The sequence below is a fragment of the Pseudomonas alkylphenolica genome (assembly GCF_004025535.1).
GTDB classification, from domain to species: domain Bacteria; phylum Pseudomonadota; class Gammaproteobacteria; order Pseudomonadales; family Pseudomonadaceae; genus Aquipseudomonas; species Aquipseudomonas alkylphenolica_A.
On sequence record NZ_QJRG01000034.1, the window covers coordinates 321,729 to 341,703 of the forward strand.

General features: G+C 61.0%; 17 protein-coding genes. 8 read left to right on the top strand and 9 right to left on the bottom strand.

Features of this window, described 5'->3' with window-relative positions:
• Window positions 1-28: 28 nt before the first annotated feature.
• From ispC to rpsB, 7 genes are all read right to left on the bottom strand, one after another.
• Window positions 29-1,219 carry a 1-deoxy-D-xylulose-5-phosphate reductoisomerase gene (ispC, locus tag DM813_RS05585; protein WP_128322424.1) on the bottom strand — a complete coding sequence of 397 codons (1,191 nt, stop codon included), beginning with the start codon at window positions 1,217-1,219 and terminating at the stop codon, window positions 29-31.
• On the bottom strand, window positions 1,216-2,031 hold the full coding sequence (locus DM813_RS05590; RefSeq protein ID WP_128322425.1) for a phosphatidate cytidylyltransferase: 816 nt from the start codon (window positions 2,029-2,031) through the stop codon (window positions 1,216-1,218). Before DM813_RS05590 ends, ispC begins: the two co-directional genes overlap by 4 nt.
• Window positions 2,031-2,786 (bottom strand): polyprenyl diphosphate synthase, encoded by a 756-nt coding sequence (uppS, locus tag DM813_RS05595; protein WP_128322426.1) that lies wholly within the window; start codon window positions 2,784-2,786, stop codon window positions 2,031-2,033. Before uppS ends, DM813_RS05590 begins: the two co-directional genes overlap by 1 nt.
• 16 nt (window positions 2,787-2,802) lie before the next feature.
• Complete coding sequence (gene frr, locus DM813_RS05600; protein WP_045193626.1) at window positions 2,803-3,360, bottom strand: ribosome recycling factor; 558 nt, start codon at window positions 3,358-3,360, stop codon at window positions 2,803-2,805.
• Window positions 3,357-4,100 carry a UMP kinase gene (gene pyrH / locus DM813_RS05605; RefSeq protein ID WP_027920035.1) on the bottom strand — a complete coding sequence of 248 codons (744 nt, stop codon included), beginning with the start codon at window positions 4,098-4,100 and terminating at the stop codon, window positions 3,357-3,359. Before pyrH ends, frr begins: the two co-directional genes overlap by 4 nt.
• A gap of 181 nt (window positions 4,101-4,281) precedes the next feature.
• Entirely contained in the window at window positions 4,282-5,145 is an 864-nt protein-coding gene (gene tsf / locus DM813_RS05610; RefSeq protein WP_038614008.1) for a translation elongation factor Ts, read from the bottom strand.
• 181 nt (window positions 5,146-5,326) lie between these two features.
• Window positions 5,327-6,061, bottom strand: coding sequence for a 30S ribosomal protein S2 (gene rpsB / locus DM813_RS05615; RefSeq protein WP_038614011.1), 735 nt, complete (start codon window positions 6,059-6,061; stop codon window positions 5,327-5,329).
• A gap of 340 nt (window positions 6,062-6,401) precedes the next feature.
• On the opposite strand from rpsB, the gene map reads away from it, so the two are divergent.
• From map to dapC, 3 genes are read left to right on the top strand one after another with little or no spacing between them, the layout of a single operon-like run.
• Complete coding sequence (map, locus tag DM813_RS05620) at window positions 6,402-7,184, top strand: type I methionyl aminopeptidase (protein ID WP_128322427.1); 783 nt, start codon at window positions 6,402-6,404, stop codon at window positions 7,182-7,184.
• Between the two features lie 34 nt (window positions 7,185-7,218).
• Window positions 7,219-9,918 (top strand): [protein-PII] uridylyltransferase, encoded by a 2,700-nt coding sequence (locus DM813_RS05625; protein WP_128322428.1) that lies wholly within the window; start codon window positions 7,219-7,221, stop codon window positions 9,916-9,918.
• A 22-nt stretch (window positions 9,919-9,940) separates the two neighbouring features.
• Window positions 9,941-11,134 carry a succinyldiaminopimelate transaminase gene (gene dapC / locus DM813_RS05630; protein WP_128322429.1) on the top strand — a complete coding sequence of 398 codons (1,194 nt, stop codon included), beginning with the start codon at window positions 9,941-9,943 and terminating at the stop codon, window positions 11,132-11,134.
• 88 nt (window positions 11,135-11,222) lie between these two features.
• On the opposite strand, the gene DM813_RS05635 is transcribed toward dapC, so the two are convergent.
• On the bottom strand, window positions 11,223-12,869 hold the full coding sequence (locus DM813_RS05635; protein WP_128322430.1) for a Na+/H+ antiporter: 1,647 nt from the start codon (window positions 12,867-12,869) through the stop codon (window positions 11,223-11,225).
• A gap of 232 nt (window positions 12,870-13,101) precedes the next feature.
• On the opposite strand from DM813_RS05635, the gene DM813_RS05640 reads away from it, so the two are divergent.
• The 4 genes from DM813_RS05640 to DM813_RS05655 are packed head-to-tail and all read left to right on the top strand — an operon-like array spanning window position 13,102 to window position 16,208.
• Window positions 13,102-13,464, top strand: coding sequence for an ArsC family reductase (locus DM813_RS05640; RefSeq protein ID WP_128322431.1), 363 nt, complete (start codon window positions 13,102-13,104; stop codon window positions 13,462-13,464).
• A gap of 42 nt (window positions 13,465-13,506) precedes the next feature.
• Window positions 13,507-14,541 (top strand): 2,3,4,5-tetrahydropyridine-2,6-dicarboxylate N-succinyltransferase, encoded by a 1,035-nt coding sequence (gene dapD / locus DM813_RS05645; RefSeq protein ID WP_128322432.1) that lies wholly within the window; start codon window positions 13,507-13,509, stop codon window positions 14,539-14,541.
• 54 nt (window positions 14,542-14,595) lie between these two features.
• Window positions 14,596-15,801, top strand: a complete 1,206-nt coding sequence (locus DM813_RS05650) for an aminotransferase class V-fold PLP-dependent enzyme (RefSeq protein WP_128322433.1) — start codon at window positions 14,596-14,598, stop codon at window positions 15,799-15,801.
• Window positions 15,798-16,208, top strand: a complete 411-nt coding sequence (locus DM813_RS05655; protein WP_128322434.1) for a SufE family protein — start codon at window positions 15,798-15,800, stop codon at window positions 16,206-16,208. The genes DM813_RS05650 and DM813_RS05655 overlap by 4 nt, the downstream gene beginning before the upstream one ends.
• Here DM813_RS05655 and tcdA read toward each other — a convergent pair.
• Complete coding sequence (gene tcdA / locus DM813_RS05660) at window positions 16,187-17,011, bottom strand: tRNA cyclic N6-threonylcarbamoyladenosine(37) synthase TcdA (protein ID WP_128322435.1); 825 nt, start codon at window positions 17,009-17,011, stop codon at window positions 16,187-16,189. The two genes, DM813_RS05655 and tcdA, sit on opposite strands and share 22 nt — an antisense overlap.
• A 289-nt stretch (window positions 17,012-17,300) precedes the next feature.
• Between tcdA and DM813_RS05665 the strand changes: the two genes are divergently transcribed.
• Window positions 17,301-19,892 (top strand): glycosyltransferase, encoded by a 2,592-nt coding sequence (locus tag DM813_RS05665; protein WP_128322436.1) that lies wholly within the window; start codon window positions 17,301-17,303, stop codon window positions 19,890-19,892.
• The last annotated feature ends 83 nt before the right edge of the window (window positions 19,893-19,975 follow it).

The following is a 19,975-nucleotide window of genomic DNA, read 5'->3' on the forward strand; positions in this document are numbered from 1 at the left end:
GACGTTCAGCCCAACCAGGCGCGCAGCTTCAGCACCCGTGATGATTCAACCACTGCCCGGCCAGCTGGCGGGCGCGCTGATCGGCAGCAAACACCGCGTCGAGCGTCTGCACCGCCACGACCGGCTCCTGATCGAGTACTTGTTCGATCATACTCGCGATCTCTGGAAAGCGAATGCGCCGCTGAAGAAACGCCTCGACTGCCACTTCATTGGCCGCATTGAGCATCGCCGGCGCGCTGTTGCCCGCCTCTGCAGCCTGACGCGCCAAACGCAAGCAGGGAAAGCGCTGCTCATCGGGCGCCTGAAAGTCCAGACGGGCGACGGTAAACAGATCCAGTGGCGCCACACCGGAATCGATTCGTTGTGGCCAGGCAAGCGCGTTTGCAATCGGCGTGCGCATGTCCGGGTTACCCAGCTGGGCCAGTACCGAACCGTCAACATAGTCGACCAGCGAGTGAATCACGCTTTGCGGATGCACCACCACTTCGACCTGGGCCGGCCGCGCGTCAAACAACCAGCAGGCCTCGATCAGTTCGAGCCCCTTGTTCATCATGCTGGCCGAATCAACCGAAATTTTGCGCCCCATGGACCAGTTCGGGTGAGCACAGGCCTGCTCCGGCGTGACCGCGGCCAGCTCGGCCAACGGTGTTTCGCGAAAAGGCCCGCCGGAGGCCGTCAGCAGAATGCGCCGCACCCCGACCTGAGACAAGCCGCGGGCATAGTCGCCCGGCAGACACTGAAAAATCGCGTTGTGTTCGCTGTCGATCGGCAGCAATACGGCGCCGCTGCGCTGCACAGCCTGCATGAACAGCGCGCCGGACATCACCAGCGCTTCCTTGTTGGCCAGCAATACCTTCTTGCCCGCTTCAACAGCTGCCAGGGTCGGACGCAGGCCGGCTGCGCCGACAATTGCCGCCATCACCGCATCGACTTCCGGCGCAGAGGCCACCTGGCACAACCCTGCTTCACCTTCGAGCACTTCAGTGCGCGACCCGGCCGCAGCCAGGCCTGCACGTAACTGCTGTGCAGATTCAGCCGAAGGTACGACGGCAAATTCCGGGGTATGACGAAGGCACAGCGCCAGGAGCTCGTCGAGCCGCGAATAGCCGCTCACGGCGAACACCTGATAACGATCAGGGTGCCGAGCGATCACATCCAGCGTACTCAGCCCTATCGAGCCGGTCGCACCGAGTACGGTAATCCGCTGCAGACTGCTCACATCACGCCCCAGTTAGCGGCCCACAGCAGCACGGCAAACAGTGGAATGGCGGCCGTCAGGCTGTCGATACGATCAAGTACGCCGCCATGGCCGGGCAACAGGTTACTGCTGTCCTTGATTCCGGAGCGCCGCTTGAACATGCTTTCGGTCAGGTCACCGACCACCGACACCAGCACCACGACAGCCGCCCCGAGCAAGCCGAGCAGCAACTGAGCAACGCTCCAGTCGCGATTGAGCCCCACCACCAGAGTGATCACCAGGCTCAGCGCCAAACCACCGTAAACACCTTCCCAGCTCTTGCCTGGGCTTACCTGTGGCGCCAGCTTGCGCTTGCCAAAGGCACGCCCGGAGAAATAGGCACCGATATCCGCGCCCCACACCAGCACCATGACCGCCATGATCAACCAGTTACCCAGCGGCCAGTGCTTGAGCAGCACCAGCCCTTGCCAGGCCGGCAGCAGGATCAACAAGCCGATCAGCAGACGGCAGGCGACGCTGGACCACAGCTCACTGGTGCGCGGGTACGTCAACACCAGCCAGGTCGCGGTACCCCACCACAATACCGAAGCGCCCAGCACCCAGGGTGCCAGGTCCGGCATGAGATAAAGCAGCATCAGCAACCCGGCCACCACGGCGGCATAGGCGATGCGCACCGGTTGTGCAACAAGGCCGGCCAGACGCGCCCATTCCCAGGCACCCAGGGTGACGACCAGACCGATGAACAGGGCGAAATCCCCACCCTCAAGGAGGAAAAAACCACCCAGAGCAATCGGCAACAGGATCAGCGCAGTGATGATGCGTTGTTTAAGCATTAAGCACGGGCTCCAGCTTCGACCTGCTCGCTGGTTTTCCCGAAGCGGCGCTGACGCGAAGCATAATCGGCCAGCGCTTTGCGCATGGCCTCGTGTTTGAAGTCCGGCCAGTAGAGGTCGGAGAAATACAGCTCGGCGTAGGCCAACTGCCACAGCAGGAAATTGCTGATGCGGTGCTCGCCACCGGTACGGATGCACAGGTCAGGCAGCGGCAAATCACCGGTTGCCAGGCAGGTTTGCAGCAGCTCGGGAGTGATATCGTCCGGGCGCAGATGGCCGGCCTGAACCTCGCGTGCCAGGCGCTGGGCGGCCTGGGCGATATCCCACTGACCGCCATAGTTGGCGGCGATCTGCAGGATGAATCGATTGCTGCCAGCGGTCAGCGCTTCGGCTTCGCGCATGGCGGCCTGCAGCTCAGGGTGAAAGCGCGAGCGATCACCAATGATACGCAGGCTGATATTGTTGTCGTTGAGGCGCTTGGCTTCGCGGCGCAAGGCCGAGAAGAACAGCTCCATCAACGCACCGACCTCATCGGCCGGTCGTTGCCAGTTTTCGCTGGAGAAGGCAAACAGGGTCAGTACCTCGACCTTGGCCTCGGCACACACCTCGATGACCGCGCGCACTGCGTCGACGCCCGCCTTGTGCCCGGCAACACCGGGCAACAGGCGCCGTTTCGCCCAGCGATTATTCCCATCCATGATGATCGCGACATGGCGCGGCACCGATGGGGACACACCCTGTTTGGTCTTTTCCATTTAAAAGTCCCGACCCTTAAACGGCCATCAGGTCCTTTTCTTTCTCTTCGGTGGCCTTGGTGATCTGGGCCTCGGTATCTTTCGTCAGCTTGTCGATATCAGCGATGGCACGACGCTCTTCGTCTTCACTGATTTCCTTGTCCTTGACCAGCTTCTTCAGCTCACCCAGAGCATCGCGGCGAATGTTGCGCACGGCAACGCGAGCATCTTCGGCCGCACTGCGTGCCTGCTTGGTGAAGCCCTTGCGGGTTTCTTCAGTCAGGGCCGGCATGGTGATCAGCAGCAACTCACCCAGGTTGGTCGGGTTGAGATTCAAACCAGCGCTCTGGATGGCCTTGTCAACGGCAGCGAGCATGTTGCGCTCGAAAGCCACGACCTGCAGGGTGCGCGAATCTTTCACAGTGACGTTGGCGACGCCGCTGATCGGGGTGTCGGTACCGTAGTAAGGCACCATCACGCTTGCCAGGATGCTCGGGTGTGCCTTGCCGGTACGAATCTGGCCGAACGCGTAAGCCAGAGACTCCAGCGATTTCTGCATGCGCGCCTGGGCATCTTTCTTGATTTCGTTGATCATTTTTGAACTTCCTCGATCAGAGTTCCTTCAGCGCCACCATGCACGATGTTCAGCAGGGCGCCGGGCTTGTTCATGTTGAAGACGCGCAGCGGCATCTTGTGGTCGCGGCACAGGCAGATTGCCGTCAGGTCCATTACGCCCAGCTTGCGATCCAGCACTTCATCGTAAGTCAGATGATCGAACTTCTCGGCATGTGGGTCTTTGAATGGATCTGCAGTGTATACACCATCGACCTTGGTTGCCTTCAATACCACGTCGGCATCGATTTCGATGGCGCGCAGGCAAGCGGCGGAGTCGGTGGTGAAGAACGGGTTGCCGGTACCGGCAGCGAAGATTACAACTTCTTTCGCATTGAGGTGACGCATTGCTTTGCGGCGGTCGTAGTGATCGGTCACACCGACCATGGAGATGGCGGACATGACGATGGCGGTGATGTTCGCACGCTCCAGCGCATCGCGCATGGCCAGGCCGTTCATTACCGTCGCCAGCATACCCATGTGGTCACCGGTAACGCGGTCCATGCCAGCGGCACTCAGCGCTGCGCCACGGAACAGGTTGCCACCACCGATCACCAGGCCTACCTGAACGCCGATACCGACCAGTTGGCCGACTTCCAGCGCCATGCGATCCAGGACCTTGGGGTCGATCCCGAACTCTTCCGAGCCCATCAGGGCCTCGCCGCTAAGTTTGAGTAGAATGCGTTTATAGCGAGCTTGATGACCACTGCCCTGCTGAGCCATTGCGAATCTCTCCTGCGGCGTTTGTAAAAATCTGGCGGGCTGTTTTCAGCCTGCGCGTAACTCTAAGCGTGGCGCAGCGACTGCGCCAGCGAAAGGCGGTCTCGTAAACCGTCCTCGCTTTGACAAAGAGGCTGCGCGCGTGAGCGGGCAGCCTCTTCGGGGCGACAGATGTAAATCCGTCTTATTGCTTGGCAGCAGCCAGCTGTGCGGCAACTTCTTCAGCGAAGTTGTCGACTGGCTTCTCGATGCCTTCGCCGACTTTGAAGTAGGTGAAGGAAACGATTTCAGCACCGGCTTTCTTGGCCAGCTCGCCGACCTTGATTTCCGGGTTCATGACGAAAGCTTGCTCGACCAGCGAAGCTTCGGCCAGGAACTTCTTGATACGACCGTCGATCATGTTGGCGACGATGTTCTCAGGCTTGCCCTTCATCTTCTCTTCGTTCAGCTGCATGAATACAGCCTTCTCGCGCTCGATTGCTTCAGCCGAGACTTCCGATGGATTCAGGAACTCTGGGTTGCTGGCAGCCACGTGCATGGCGATTTCTTTGGCCAGCTGGACGTCACCGCCCTTCAGGACAACAGCAACACCGATCTTGTTACCGTGCAGGTAGGTGCCGACAACGTCACCTTCAACACGTACCAGACGACGGATGTTGACGTTTTCGCCAACTTTGGCAACCAGGGCTTCACGAGCAGCTTCGCGCGAAGCGATCAGCGGAGCGGCATCGGTCAGCTTCTCGGCGAAAGCCTGTTCAACGCTTTCAGCGACGAAGTTCTTGAAGTCGTCTTGCAGAGCCAGGAAGTCGGTCTGCGAGTTCACTTCCAGCAGGACGGCGGACTTGTCGTCAGCCTTGATGGCGATGGCGCCTTCAGCAGCAACGTTGCCAGCTTTCTTGGCGGCCTTGATGGCGCCCGAAGCACGCATGTCGTCGATTGCTTTTTCGATGTCGCCGCCAGCCTTGGTCAAGGCTTTCTTGCAGTCCATCATGCCTTCGCCGGTACGCTCGCGCAGTTCTTTGACCAGCGCCGCAGTAATCTCTGCCATTTCAAATTCCTCTTGGATAGGTTTTCAACCATTCCACCCGATACTTGACGGGCGTTCAAATCTGTAAATCCAGTGCCAGCACTCATGCAGTTTGCAACGGCGATGCTGACAGGAGGATTTCAAGGTGGCAAAAAGGGGGCCTAGCCCCCTTTTTGCGTGCCGAGTAGACGCCAGGCGTCAATTACTCAGCAGCTGGTGCGGCTTCTTCAGCGTAAACTTCAGTGCCGCCGGCAACGTTGTTGCGGCCACGGATAACGGCGTCAGCCATCGAACCCATGTACAGCTGGATAGCGCGAATGGCGTCATCGTTGCCTGGGATGATGTAGTCAACGCCTTCCGGGCTGCTGTTGGTATCGACAACGCCGATGACCGGGATGCCCAGCTTGTTGGCTTCGGTGATAGCGATGCGCTCGTGGTCAACGTCGATCACGAACAGGGCATCAGGCAGGCCGCCCATGTCCTTGATACCGCCCAGGCTGCGATCCAGTTTTTCCAGATCACGGGAGCGCATCAGGGCTTCTTTCTTGGTCAGCTTGGCGAAGGTGCCATCTTCGGCCTGGGTTTCCAGGTCGCGCAGACGCTTGATCGAAGCACGGATGGTTTTGTAGTTGGTCAGCATGCCGCCCAACCAGCGGTGATCGACGTACGGCGAACCGCAACGTGCTGCTTCTTCAGCAACGATCTTGCCAGCGGAACGCTTGGTGCCGACGAACAGAATCTTGTTTTTGCCCTGGGCCAGACGCTCGACGAAAGTCAGTGCGTCGTTGAACATTGGCAGGGTTTTTTCAAGGTTGATGATGTGAATCTTGTTGCGCGCGCCGAAAATGTACTTACCCATTTTCGGGTTCCAGTAACGGGTTTGGTGACCGAAGTGCACACCGGCCTTCAGCATATCGCGCATGTTGACTTGGGACATGATAGTTCCTTGATAAGTCGGGTTGGGCCTCCACGTATCCCAATGACCAACCCAGGATCCGTAGATCGAAGGCACCCAGGTCATCGTGTCGACACGTGTGTGGGTTTAAGCTTTCGGGGCTATCCCCGCAAAGCGGCGCATTTTATATCACAGACGCCGGCCAAACGGAACCCGAATTAACAATGTCCGCCAGCTGCTTTTGCACCCATGCGCTAATCGCGCCAAAATGCCTCTATATAAAGGCTGTATCACAGTCGTGGCCGCCGCAGCGGGCACCGCTCTGGTAGAATTCGGCCTTTCCCGGAATATTCGCGCTTCGATGCGCCGTAGAGAGCCTGCAATGACAGTTACCATCAAAACCGCCGAAGACATCGAAAAGATGCGCGTCGCCGGCCGCCTGGCCGCCGAAGTCCTTGAGATGATCGAAGAGCACGTCAAGCCCGGTGTCACCACCGAGGAGCTCGACCGCCTGTGCCACGACTACATCGTCAACGTCCAGAAGGCGATTCCGGCCCCGCTGAACTACAAGGGCTTCCCCAAGTCGATCTGCACGTCGGTCAACCACGTGGTGTGCCACGGCATCCCGGGCGACAAGCCACTCAAGGATGGCGACACCCTGAACATCGACGTGACCGTCATCAAGGATGGCTACCACGGCGACACCAGCCGCATGTTCCACGTGGGTAACGTGCCAGTCTGGGCCGAGCGCCTGTCCCAGGTCACCCAGGAATGCATGTACAAGGCCATCGAGCTGGTGAAGCCGGGCTGCCGCCTGGGCGACATCGGTGAAGTGATCCAGAAGCACGCGGAAAAGAACGGTTTCTCGGTGGTCCGCGAGTTCTGCGGTCATGGCATCGGCAAGGTGTTCCATGAAGAGCCGCAGATTCTGCACTATGGCCGCGCCGGCACCGGCATGGAGCTCAAGGAAGGCATGACCTTCACCATCGAGCCGATGATCAACCAGGGCCGGGCCGATACCAAGGTACTGGGCGACGGCTGGACCGCCATCACCAAGGACCGCAAGCTCTCGGCGCAGTGGGAACACACACTGGTGGTTACCGCCACTGGCTACGAGATCTTCACCCTGCGCAAAGACGACACCATTCCCCGCACGTCGGCCTGATTCCAACAGGACAGTCAAACAGGAAAGTCACGCGATGCCCCAGGTGGATCCCGAACTGTTCGACCGCGGTCAGTTCCAGGCGGAACTGGCCCTCAAGGCTAGCCCTATCGCAGCCTTCAAGAAGGCCATCCGTCAGGCGGGCGAAGTACTCGACAAGCGGTTTCGTGAAGGCCGCGAGATCCGCCGGCTGATCGAGGATCGGGCCTGGTTCGTCGACAACATCCTGCAGCAGGCCTGGAACAAATTCGACTGGAGCGATGAAGCCGACATTGCACTGGTCGCTACCGGCGGCTATGGCCGGGGTGAGTTGCACCCGTACTCGGACATCGACCTGCTGATCCTGCTCGACAGCGCCGATCACGAGGTGTTTCGCGACTCGATCGAACGCTTCCTGACCCTGCTCTGGGACATCGGCCTGGAAGTGGGCCAGAGCGTGCGCTCGATCGATGAGTGTGCCGAACAGGCCCGTGCCGACCTCACCGTCGTCACCAACCTGATGGAAAGCCGCACCATTGCCGGGCCCGAGCGCCTGCGCCAGCGTATGCTGGAGGTCACCAGCACCGAACACATGTGGCCAAGCAAGGAGTTCTTCCTGGCCAAGCGCGCCGAGCAAAAGGCCCGGCACCACAAGTACAACGACACCGAATACAACCTTGAGCCCAACGTCAAAGGCTCACCCGGCGGCCTGCGTGACATCCAGACAGTACTGTGGATCGCAAGGCGCCAGTACGGCACCCTCAACCTGCATGCATTGGCAGGGGAAGGTTTCCTTCTGGAAAGTGAAAACGCCTTGCTGGCATCCTCCCAGGAATTTCTCTGGAAGGTCCGTTATGCCTTGCACATGTCTGCCGGCCGTGCCGAAGACCGTTTGCTGTTCGATCATCAGCGCAGTATTGCCACCCTCCTCGGCTTTACCGATGACAACCCCAAGCGTGCCATCGAACAGTTCATGCAGCAGTACTACCGGGTGGTGATGAGCATCGCCGAGCTCAGCGACCTGATCATCCAGCACTTCGAGGAAATCATCCTCGACGATGACAGTGGCAGCACGCAGCCGCTCAATGCCCGCTTCCGCCTGCATGACGGCTACATTGAAGCGGTACGCCCGAACGTGTTCAAGCGTACGCCGTTCGCCATGCTGGAAATCTTCGTATTGATGGCTCAGCACCCGGAGATCAAAGGGGTGCGTGCCGACACCATTCGCCTGCTGCGCGAGCACCGGCACCTGATCAACGATGATTTTCGCAACGATATCCGCAATACCAGCCTGTTCATTGAGCTGTTCAAGTGCGAAATCGGCATTCACCGCAACCTGCGGCGCATGAACCGCTACGGCATCCTTGGCCGCTACCTGCCGGAGTTCGGTTTGATTGTCGGGCAGATGCAACATGACCTGTTCCACATCTACACGGTTGATGCCCACACCCTGAACCTGATCAAGCACCTGCGCAAATTGCAGTACACGCCGGTCTCGGAGAAATTCCCGCTCGCCAGCAAGCTCATGGGTCGCCTGCCCAAGCCCGAACTGATCTACCTGGCCGGGCTTTATCATGATATTGGCAAAGGCCGCCAAGGCGATCACTCGGAGCTTGGCGCAGTCGATGCCCAGGCCTTCTGCGTACGCCATCAGTTGCCCGTTTGGGACAGCCGCCTGATCGTCTGGCTGGTACAGAACCACCTGGTCATGTCGACCACCGCGCAGCGCAAGGACTTGTCCGACCCGCAGGTGATCCACGACTTCGCCCAGCAGGTGGGTGACGAAACCCGCCTGGACTACCTCTATGTGCTGACCGTGGCCGATATCAACGCCACCAACCCCAGCCTGTGGAACTCCTGGCGTGCCAGCCTGCTGCGCCAGCTCTACACCGAGACCAAGCGCGCCCTGCGCCGTGGTCTGGAGAACCCGCTGGACCGCGAGGAGCAGATCCGCCAGACGCAGACTTCCGCCCTGGACATCCTGATCCGCGAAGGCACCGATCCGGACGACGTCGAGCAACTCTGGTCGCAGTTGGGCGATGACTATTTCTTGCGTCACACCGCCGCCGATGTGGCCTGGCACAGCGACGCCATTCTCCAGCAACCGGCCGACGGCGGCCCGCTGGTACTGATCAAGGAAACCACACAGCGCGAATTCGAGGGCGGCACGCAGATTTTCATCTACGCCCCCGACCAGCACGACTTCTTCGCCGTGACCGTGGCAGCCATGGACCAGCTCAACCTGAACATTCATGACGCCCGCATCATTACCTCGAGCAGCCAGTTCACCCTCGACACCTACATTGTGCTCGACAACGATGGCGGCTCGATCGGCGACAATCCGCAGCGCGTCAAGGAGATTCGCGACGGCCTGACCGAAGCCCTGCGCAATCCGGACGATTACCCGACCATCATCAAGCGGCGGGTACCGCGCCAGCTCAAGCACTTCACCTTTGCACCGCAAGTCACCATCCACAACGACGCCCAGCGTCCGGTGACCATTCTCGAACTCAACGCCCCCGACCGCCCGGGCCTGCTGGCGCGGATCGGCAAGATTTTCCTTGAGTTCGACCTGTCGTTGCAAAATGCCAAGATCGCCACCCTCGGCGAGCGGGTTGAAGACGTGTTTTTCATCACCGACGCCGACAACCAGCCGCTGTCCGACCCCCAGCTGTGCAGCCGCCTGCAGGATGCCATCGTCGAGCAATTACGCATCGACCAGGCCACCGTGGCTTCTGTTTCCCGCCTGACCATTTAACGTTTGACGAGACCTTGTGCCGATGAACACCGATTTGCTCCAGCTTCAGCCCTACCCGTTCGAAAAACTTCGGGCATTGCTCGGCGGCGTCCAGCCTGCCGCCGACAAACGCGCCATTGCCCTGTCGATCGGTGAGCCCAAGCATGAATCGCCTGCGTTCGTCGCCAAGGCCTTGGCCGACAACCTGCCGCAAATGGCGGTGTACCCCACTACCGTCGGCCAGCCGGCCCTGCGCCAGGCGATTACCCGTTGGTGCGAGCGTCGTTTCAATGTACCGAGCGGCTGGCTGGATGCCGACAAGCATGTGCTGCCGGTCAACGGCACCCGTGAAGCGCTGTTCGCCTTTACCCAGGCCGTGGTCAACCGCGAGGCCGAAGGCCTGGTGATCAGCCCCAACCCGTTCTACCAGATCTATGAAGGCGCAGCCCTGCTGGCCGGGGCCACGCCGCACTACCTGCCGTGCCTGGACAGCAACGGTTTCAACCCGGATTTCGACGCGGTGTCAGCCGAGACCTGGAAGCGCTGCCAGATCCTGTTCCTCTGCTCCCCCGGCAACCCTACCGGCGCCCTGGTGCCGATGGAAACCCTGAAAAAGCTGATTGCCCTGGCTGACGAGCACGATTTCGTGATTGCTGCCGACGAGTGCTACAGCGAACTGTACTTCGATGAGCAAAGCCCGCCGCCCGGCTTGCTCAGCGCCTGCGTGGAGCTGGGCCGCAGCGACTTCAAGCGCTGCGTGGTGTTCCACAGCCTGTCCAAGCGCTCCAACCTGCCAGGCCTGCGCTCGGGTTTTGTCGCTGGCGACGCCGAGATCATCAAGCCGTTCCTGCTGTACCGTACTTACCACGGCTGCGCCATGCCGGTGCAGACCCAGCTGGCAAGCATTGCTGCCTGGAATGACGAAGAACACGTACTGGCGAACCGTGACCTTTACCGCGAGAAGTTCGATGCCGTGCTGGAAATTCTCGCGCCGGTCCTCGACGTTCAGCGTCCGGACGGTGGCTTCTACCTGTGGGCCAAGGTGCCGATGGACGATGCCGAGTTCTGCCGCCGCCTGTTCGAAGCCGAGCATGTCACCGTGGTGCCGGGCTCTTACCTGTCGCGGGAAGTGAATGGCGTCAACCCGGGCGCCGGGCGTGTGCGCATGGCACTGGTGGCACCGCTGGCGGAGTGTGTGGAAGCTGCGCAACGCATTCGTGCGTTTCTGAAGGGCTGACGTACGTAGGAGCCGGCTTGCTGGCGATGGCATCACCCGGGTTTCAATTACCGGGTGGCGCATCGCTGGCAAGCCAGCGCCTACAGGGTTATTTCACCGGGCCCAGATTCGCTTCACTCAGGTCCAGCTCGCCCAGCACCTGGCGCACTACATCATCCCCCACCTGGTGATGGCGGTGCAGCTTGTACAGCTCCAGGCGCTGCGCCCGCAGTGCACGCAGGCGCAAACGCCGCTCCAGCTGGTCCATCTGTTCGGCCAGGGCCTGGGCTTCGGCACTGTCATTGAAGTTTTCCAGTTGATGCCGGTATTCAGCCATCAGTCGTGCCTTGAGCTCCGCTGCCAAGGCAGCCTGCGCAGCATCCTGAGGTACGCCCGGCTCGGTCAGCTCTTCAGCCTCAAGGGCATGGATCGCCGCTTCCGCCGTACGCCGCCAGGCTTCCTTGGCCTCTTGGCGCAAGGCATCGTCCGGGCTGCGAGCCACACCGCGTAACAGCAGCGGCAAGGCAATCACCGCCGACACCAGCGATAGCAGGATCACCCCCGCAGCAATGAAAATCAGCAGGTCGCGCTCAGGAAACGTCTTGCCGGCACTGATCAGCAACGGCACCGACATCACACCCGCCAGGGTCACTGCACCGCGCACCCCGCCTACGGTCAGCAGCCAGGCCGAACGGGCATTGGGCAGCAACACCAGATCCTCCTTGCCACGCCAGCGCCGGATCACGCCAATCAAACGCCACACGCTCTGCACCCAGACAAAACGCAGCACCAGCAATACCGCGAAGATCGCCACGACATCCAGGCAACGCCACAACAGGGTCGGCCACAGCGATGCTTCGTGACTGGTCACAGCCTTGATGATGTCCGGCAGTTGCAAGCCCAGCAGCAGGAAAATCAGGCCGTTGAAGCTGAACTCCAGCAACGACCAGACACTGCGATTGAGCAGGCGGGTGCTTGTCTGGCGCGGCAGCAGGTCAAGCCAGCTCTGCATCATGCCGGCGGCCACGGCCGAAAGGATCCCCGAAGCGCCCAGGCGCTCGGCCAGCACATAAGCCGCAAATGGCAGCAGCAACATGAACACCACATGGGTGGCCGGGTCATCCCAGCCACGGGCGATCATCCACGCACGCAGGCGGCCAACCAGCCAGCTCAGGGCCACACCGATGGCCAGCCCGCCGACAGCCACCAGGACAAAAGTGACGCTGGCCTCGGCCAGGGAAAACACCCCGGTAATCGCCGCCACCAGGGCAAACTTGAAGGTCACCAGGCCCGACGCATCGTTCATCAGTGCCTCCCCCTGGAGCATATGCATCAAAGGCGTCGGCAAGCGGTCCTGGGTAATGGCCGAAACCGCCACCGCATCGGTGGGCGACAGCACCGCGGCCAGGGCGAACGCCACCGGCAAGGGGATACTCGGCAGGATCCAGTGAATGAAGTAACCAGCCCCCACCACCGTGAACAGAACCAGGCCCACCGCCAGGGTCAGGATCGGACCGCGAAGGCGCCAGAGGTCGCGCTTGGGCATGCGCCAGCCATCCGCGAACAACAATGGCGGCAGGAACAAAAACAGAAACAGTTCCGGATCAAGCGCCACGTGCAGCCCCAGGGTCGGCCAGGCCAGCAGCGCCCCCGCGGCTATCTGCACCAGCGGCAACGGCAGCGGTATCACGCGACCGACAAGTTTGGAGACACTCACCAGCATCAGCAGGATGAGAACGGTGTAGGCTGACTGCATACGGCGTGTTCCTTTCAATTCATGCACGATCAATGGCGCATCGTCTGCCCATTCTGGACATTGCCATTGAATCGACATAGTAGCCGTTCAGGCTGCAGACGCACCGCTGCACAAAAGTCGCAGAAGCTGCCGAAACCTGTAACACAATGCTACAAAGTGTCCCGGCAAGGCCAACCCAAACCGGTTGACCGTGGCATAATCCTTCACCAAATTTTCCCAGGAGGGGCAAGACATGACCAAACGCGACACGCCATTGCACCTTTATGGAATCAAGGCCTGTGACACCATGAAGAAAGCCCGTACCTGGCTGGAAGACCAAGGCCTGGGGTACGACTTCCATGACTACAAGACCCAAGGCATCGACCGTGCCAGCCTGACCCGCTGGTGCGACGAGCACGGCTGGGAAACCGTCCTCAACCGTGCCGGCACCACCTTCCGCAAGCTCGAAGACGCCCAGAAGGCCGACCTCGACCAGGCCAAGGCCATCGAACTGATGCTGGCCCAACCGTCGATGATCAAGCGCCCGGTGCTCGACCTCGGCGAGCGGACCCTGGTCGGCTTCAAGCCGGACCTGTACGCAGCCGCCCTTCAATAACGCGGCGTCACGCTTTCACTCTAATTCGCAAGAGGTAACTGCATGTCCACTACCCTGTTCAGCCTGGCCTTCGGTGTCGGCACCCAGAACCGTCAAGGCGCCTGGCTGGAGGTTTTCTACGCACAGCCGCTGATCCAGCCAAGCGCCGAACTGGTCGCTGCCATCACGCCTGTACTGGGTTACGAAGGTGGCAACCAGGCCATCGCCTTCAGCAACGCCCAAGCTGCGCAGCTGGCTGATGCCCTCAAGGGTGTCGACGCAGCCCAGGCTGCCCTGCTGACCCGCCTGGCCGAAAGCAACAAGCCGCTGGTCGCCACCGTACTGGCCGAAGACGCCGCACTGACCTCCACCCCGGAAGCCTACCTGAAGCTGCACCTGCTCTCGCATCGCCTGGTCAAGCCGCACGGCCTGAGCCTGGCCGGTATCTTCCCGCTGCTGCCAAACGTAGCCTGGACCAGCCAGGGTGCCATCGACCTGGCGGAACTGGCCGAACAACAGCTGGAAGCACGCCTGAAAGGCGAACTGCTGGAAGTGTTCTCGGTAGACAAGTTCCCGAAAATGACTGACTACGTCGTGCCTGCCGGCGTGCGTATCGCCGACAGCGCCCGTGTGCGCCTGGGCGCTTACATCGGCGAAGGCACCACCATCATGCACGAAGGCTTCGTCAACTTTAACGCCGGTACCGAAGGCCCTGGCATGATCGAAGGCCGCGTGTCGGCTGGCGTATTCGTCGGCAAGGGTTCAGACCTGGGCGGCGGTTGCTCGACCATGGGCACCCTGTCTGGTGGCGGCAACATCGTCATCAAAGTGGGCGAAGGCTGCCTGATCGGCGCCAACGCCGGTATCGGTATCCCGCTGGGCGACCGCAACACCGTCGAAGCAGGCCTGTACATCACTGCGGGCACCAAGGTGAACCTGCTGGACGAAAACAACCAACTGGTCAAAGTCGTCAAGGCACGTGACCTGGCCGGCCAGACCGACCTGCTGTTCCGTCGCAACTCGCTGAACGGCGCCGTGGAGTGCAAGACGCACAAGTCGGCGATCGAGCTGAACGAAGCGCTGCACGCCCACAACTAAGTGGTACCATCGGGTCTGGCTTACCGCCAGGCCCGATATTCAGGTTCGATCATCATGTTTCAGCCCTCCCCTTGGCGCGCCGACTTTCCGGCCATCGCCGCTCTGCAAAGGCAGCACCAGACCTACCTGGACAACGCTGCAACCACGCAAAAACCCCAGTTGCTGCTCGACGCACTGAGCCACTATTACGGCCATGGTGCTGCCAACGTGCACCGTGCCCAACACCTTCCCGGCGCCCTGGCTACCCAGGCCTTTGAGCGCAGCCGGGAAAAAGTTGCCAGCTGGCTGAATGCCAGCGATCCGCAACAGATCATCTTCACCCATGGCGCAACCTCGGCGATCAACTTGCTGGCCTATGGCCTGGAACCGTTGTTCGAGCCGGGGGACGAAATCGTCATCAGCGCCGTGGAACACCACGCCAACCTGTTGCCCTGGCAGCAACTGGCCCTTCGTCGTGGACTGCGGTTGATCGTGCTGCCATTGAACAGCCACGGCGTGATCGATCTTGATGCCGCCTTGCAACTGATCGGCTCACGTACGCGGCTGCTGGCGATAAGCCAGCTGTCTAACGTCCTGGGTACCTGGCAACCGCTTTCGCCACTCCTGGCTCATGCGCAGGCTCAAGGCGCCCTCACCGTCGTCGACGGCGCCCAGGGTGTGGTCCACGCTCGTCAGGACATGCCGCTGCTCGGGTGCGACTTCTACGTATTCTCCAGCCACAAACTGTATGGCCCTGATGGCCTCGGTGTGCTTTACGGCCGTACCGAGGCACTGGCACGGCTGCGTCACTGGCAATTCGGTGGCGAGATGGTGCAAGTGGCTGACTATCGAAGTGCCAGCTTCCGCCCGGCACCACTGGGCTTTGAAGCCGGCACCCCGCCTATCGCCAGCGTGATAGCACTGGGTGCCAGCCTCGACTATCTGGCGGGGCTGGATGAAAACGCGGTCGCCACCCACGAAGCTAGCCTGCATCGCCAGCTGCTGCGTGGCCTGGACGATCGCGAAGGCATTCGCCTGCTTGGCACACCGCAATGCGCCTTAGCCAGCTTCGTGATCGATGGCGTGCATAATGCCGACCTCGCCCACATGTTGACCGAACAGGGCATCGCCGTGCGCGCCGGGCACCATTGCGCCATGCCGCTGCTGAAAAGCCTCGGGCTGGACGGCGCAATCCGGGTCTCGCTGGCGCTGTACAACGATTCCGACGACCTGCAACGCTTTTTTGCAGCATTGGATCAGGCCCTGGAGCTGCTGCGATGAGCCTGAACGATCACGCCCAGGCGGCACTCGACAGCTTCGAGCAGGCCGCAGGCTGGGAGCAACGGGCACGGTTGCTGATGCAATGGGGAGAACGCTTGTCCCCACTGGAAGCGGCAGAAAAGTGCGAAGCCAACCGCGTACACGGCTGTGAAAGTCAGGTATGGCTGGTAGCGGAACAGCATGAAGGGCAGTGGCGTTTCAAAGGCGCCAGCGACGCCCGGATCATTCGTGGCCTGTTGGCATTGCTGCTGGTCCGGGTCGAAGGCTTGTCCAGCCGCGAACTGCAACAGCTGGACTTACCCGGCTGGTTCAACCAGCTGGGCCTCGGGCGCCAGCTCTCACCCTCGCGCAGCAACGGTCTGAATGCCGTGCTGCAGCGTATCGCTCAGCTTGCCGCTGACGCCTGAGCCTGCTTGCGCTCGGACGGCCGCCGGGCGCCGGCCACCAGCTTTTCCACAGCCTTGCTGGCCGCGACCATGCCGAAGGTCGCGGTCACCATCATCACCGCGCCAAAGCCACCCGAGCAGTCGAGCTTGACACCCTCACCGACAAAGCTTTTCTGCAGGCAGACACTGCCGTCACCCTTGGGATAACGCAGCTGCTCGGTGGAGAACACGCACGGCACGCTGTAGTTGCGGGTGACCGTACGGGAAAAGTTGTAGTCGCGGCGCAAGGTCGAACGCACCCGCGAGGCCAGCGGGTCGTTGAAGGTCTTGTTGAGGTCGGCGACCTGGATCTGGGTCGGGTCGATCTGCCCTCCGGCACCGCCGGTGGTGATGATGGTGACCTTGTGCCGCTTGCACCAGCCGATCAACGCCGCCTTGGCCATCACGCTGTCGATACAGTCGATCACGCAATCGATATGCTCGCCGATGTACTCAGGCAAGGTTTCCTTGGTGACGAAATCCACTACCGCGTGCACCGTGCACGCCGGGTTGATCGCGCGCAAGCGCTCGGCCATCACTTCAGCCTTGGAGCGGCCGATATTGCCCTCCATGGCATGCAGTTGACGGTTGGTGTTGCTTACGCAGACATCATCCAGATCAAACAGGGAGATTTCACCCACACCGCTGCGGGCCATGGCTTCGGCGGCCCAGGAGCCGACGCCGCCAATACCGACGATGGCCACATGGGCCTCGCGCAGGCGCTGCAAACCGTTGTCGCCGTATAACCGGGCAACTCCGGCAAAGCGTGGATCATCTGTACTCATGGCCATACCCCAAAAAACCGGCGCGCATTATAGGCCTCTTGAAGTCCGATGCCACCCCGCTTGAATCCTATACTCAAGTAGGAATTGGTAAAGTCGGCGGAAATCCTGCTTTAATGTGGCTCGCAACCCCTAGTCCTGGACGACAACTGCACGGGCATAAGAACTTCAACGCTTGAAGTCAATCTAACCTACTGTCGCCGCACTGTTCCTACACAGCATAGGCGTGTAAAGCGCAGAATCCGCGCCCCGTGGCGCTCGCCCGTTCCACCCTTCGGAACCCGTACTCTCTATGTCATCGCGTAAATTTGGTATCAACCTGGTGATAGTCATGGCCATTGCCGCGCTATTCACCGGGTTCTGGGCGCTGATCAACCGCCCGGTTTCCGCCCCCAACTGGCCGGAGCAGATTTCCGGCTTCTCCTATTCGCCGTTTCGCCTCGGAGAAAGCCCACAAAAGGGTCAGTATCCCACTGAGGATGAACTGCGCCAGGACCTCGAACAACTGAGCAAGCTGACCGACAGTATTCGTATCTATACCGTCGAAGGCACACAGGCCGACATTCCGCGCCTGGCCGAAGAGTTTGGCCTGCGGGTGACCCTCGGCGTGTGGATCAGCCCGGACCTTGAGCGTAACGAGCGGGAGATCCAGAAGGCGATCGAACTGGCCAACAGTTCACGCAGCGTGGTACGGGTGATGGTCGGTAACGAAGCCCTGTTCCGCGAGGAAATCACCCCCGAGGCGCTGATCCAGTACCTGGACCGCGTGCGGGCGGCGGTGAAAGTACCGGTGACGACCAGTGAGCAGTGGCACATCTGGAAAGAGCACCCGGAACTGGCCAAGCACGTTGACCTGATCGCGGCGCACATCCTGCCGTACTGGGAATTCATCCCGATGAAGGACGCCGGCCAGTTCGTGCTCGACCGTGCCCGCGACCTCAAGCAATTGTTCCCGCGCAAACCGCTGCTGCTGTCCGAAGTCGGCTGGCCAAGCAACGGCCGCATGCGCGGCGGTGCCGATGCGACCCAGGCCGACCAGGCGATCTACCTGCGCACCTTGGTCAACCAGCTCAACCGCCGGGGCTACAACTACTTCGTCATCGAAGCGTATGACCAGCCGTGGAAGGCCAGTGATGAAGGCTCGGTGGGCGCCTACTGGGGCGTGTTCAACGCGGCGCGCCAGCAGAAGTTCAACTTCGAAGGCCCGGTAGTCGCCATTCCCCAATGGCGCGTGCTGGCAGTGGGTTCGGTGGTACTGGCGATGCTCTCGCTGACCCTGCTGCTGATCGATGGCTCGGCCCTGCGTCAACGGGGTCGTACCTTCCTGACATTCATCGCCTTCCTTTGTGGTTCGGTGCTGGTGTGGATCGGCTATGACTACAGCCAGCAATACAGCACCTGGTTCAGCCTGACGGTGGGCTTCCTGCTCGCGCTCGGTGCGCTGGGGGTCTTCATCGTTTTGCTGACCGAAGCCCACGAACTGGCCGAGGCCGTGTGGATCCACAAGCGCCGCCGCGAGTTCCTGCCGGTACAGGCCGACAGCGCCTACCGCCCGAAAGTCTCGGTGCACGTGCCGTGCTACAACGAGCCCCCCGAGATGGTCAAACAGACCCTCAATGCCTTGGCAGCGCTGGATTATCCGGACTACGAAGTGCTGATCATCGACAACAACACCAAGGACCCTGCGGTGTGGGAACCGATCAAGGCGCATTGCGAGATGCTCGGCGAGCGCTTCAAGTTCTTCCACGTCTCGCCGCTGGCCGGGTTCAAGGGTGGCGCGCTGAACTACCTGATTCCGCACACCGCCAAGGACGCCGAAGTGATTGCGGTGATCGACTCGGACTACTGCGTGGACCGCAACTGGCTCAAGCACATGGTGCCGCATTTCGCCGACCCGAAAATCGCCGTGGTGCAGTCGCCGCAAGACTACCGCGACCAGAACGAAAGCACCTTCAAGAAGCTCTGCTACAGCGAGTACAAGGGCTTCTTCCACATCGGCATGGTGACCCGCAATGATCGTGACGCGATCATCCAGCACGGCACCATGACCATGACCCGGCGCTCGGTACTTGAAGAACTGGGCTGGGCCGACTGGTGTATCTGTGAAGACGCCGAGCTGGGCCTGCGCGTGTTCGAAAAGGGCTATTCCGCGGCCTATTCGCACGAAAGCTATGGCAAGGGCCTGATGCCCGATACCTTTATCGACTTCAAGAAGCAGCGCTTCCGCTGGGCCTACGGCGCCATCCAGATCATCAAGCGCCACACCGCCAGCCTGCTGCGCGGCAAGGACACCGAGCTCACCCGTGGCCAGCGCTACCACTTCCTGGCGGGCTGGTTGCCGTGGATTGCCGATGGCATGAACATTTTCTTCACTGTCGGCGCCCTGCTCTGGTCGGCAGCGATGATCATCGTGCCGCAACGGGTCGATCCGCCGCTGCTGATCTTCGCGATTCCGCCGCTGGCGCTGTTCGTGTTCAAGGTCGGCAAGATTGTGTTCCTGTACCGCCGCGCGGTCGGGGTCAACCTCAAGGATGCCTTCGCCGCGGCCCTCGCCGGTTTGGCGCTGTCGCACACGATCGCCAAGGCGGTGCTGTACGGTTTCTTCACCTCGAGCATTCCATTCTTCCGTACGCCGAAGAACGCCGACAGTCATGGCTTCATGGTGGCCCTGTCCGAAGCCCGCGAAGAGTTGTTCATCATGTTGCTGCTGTGGAGCGCCGCGGCCGGTATCTACCTGGTTCAGGGGCTGCCGAGCAATGACATGCGCTTCTGGGTGACCATGCTGCTGGTGCAGTCGCTGCCGTACCTGGCGGCGTTGATCATGGCGATGCTGTCGTCGCTGCCCAAGCCCGTGGATGCAGCGCAACCGGCGCAGGCTTCCTGATACAACTGTAGGAGCGGATTTATCCGCTCCTACAAGCGCTCCTAATCCGATGGGCGGGGGCCACCCTTATCGGATCGAATTGC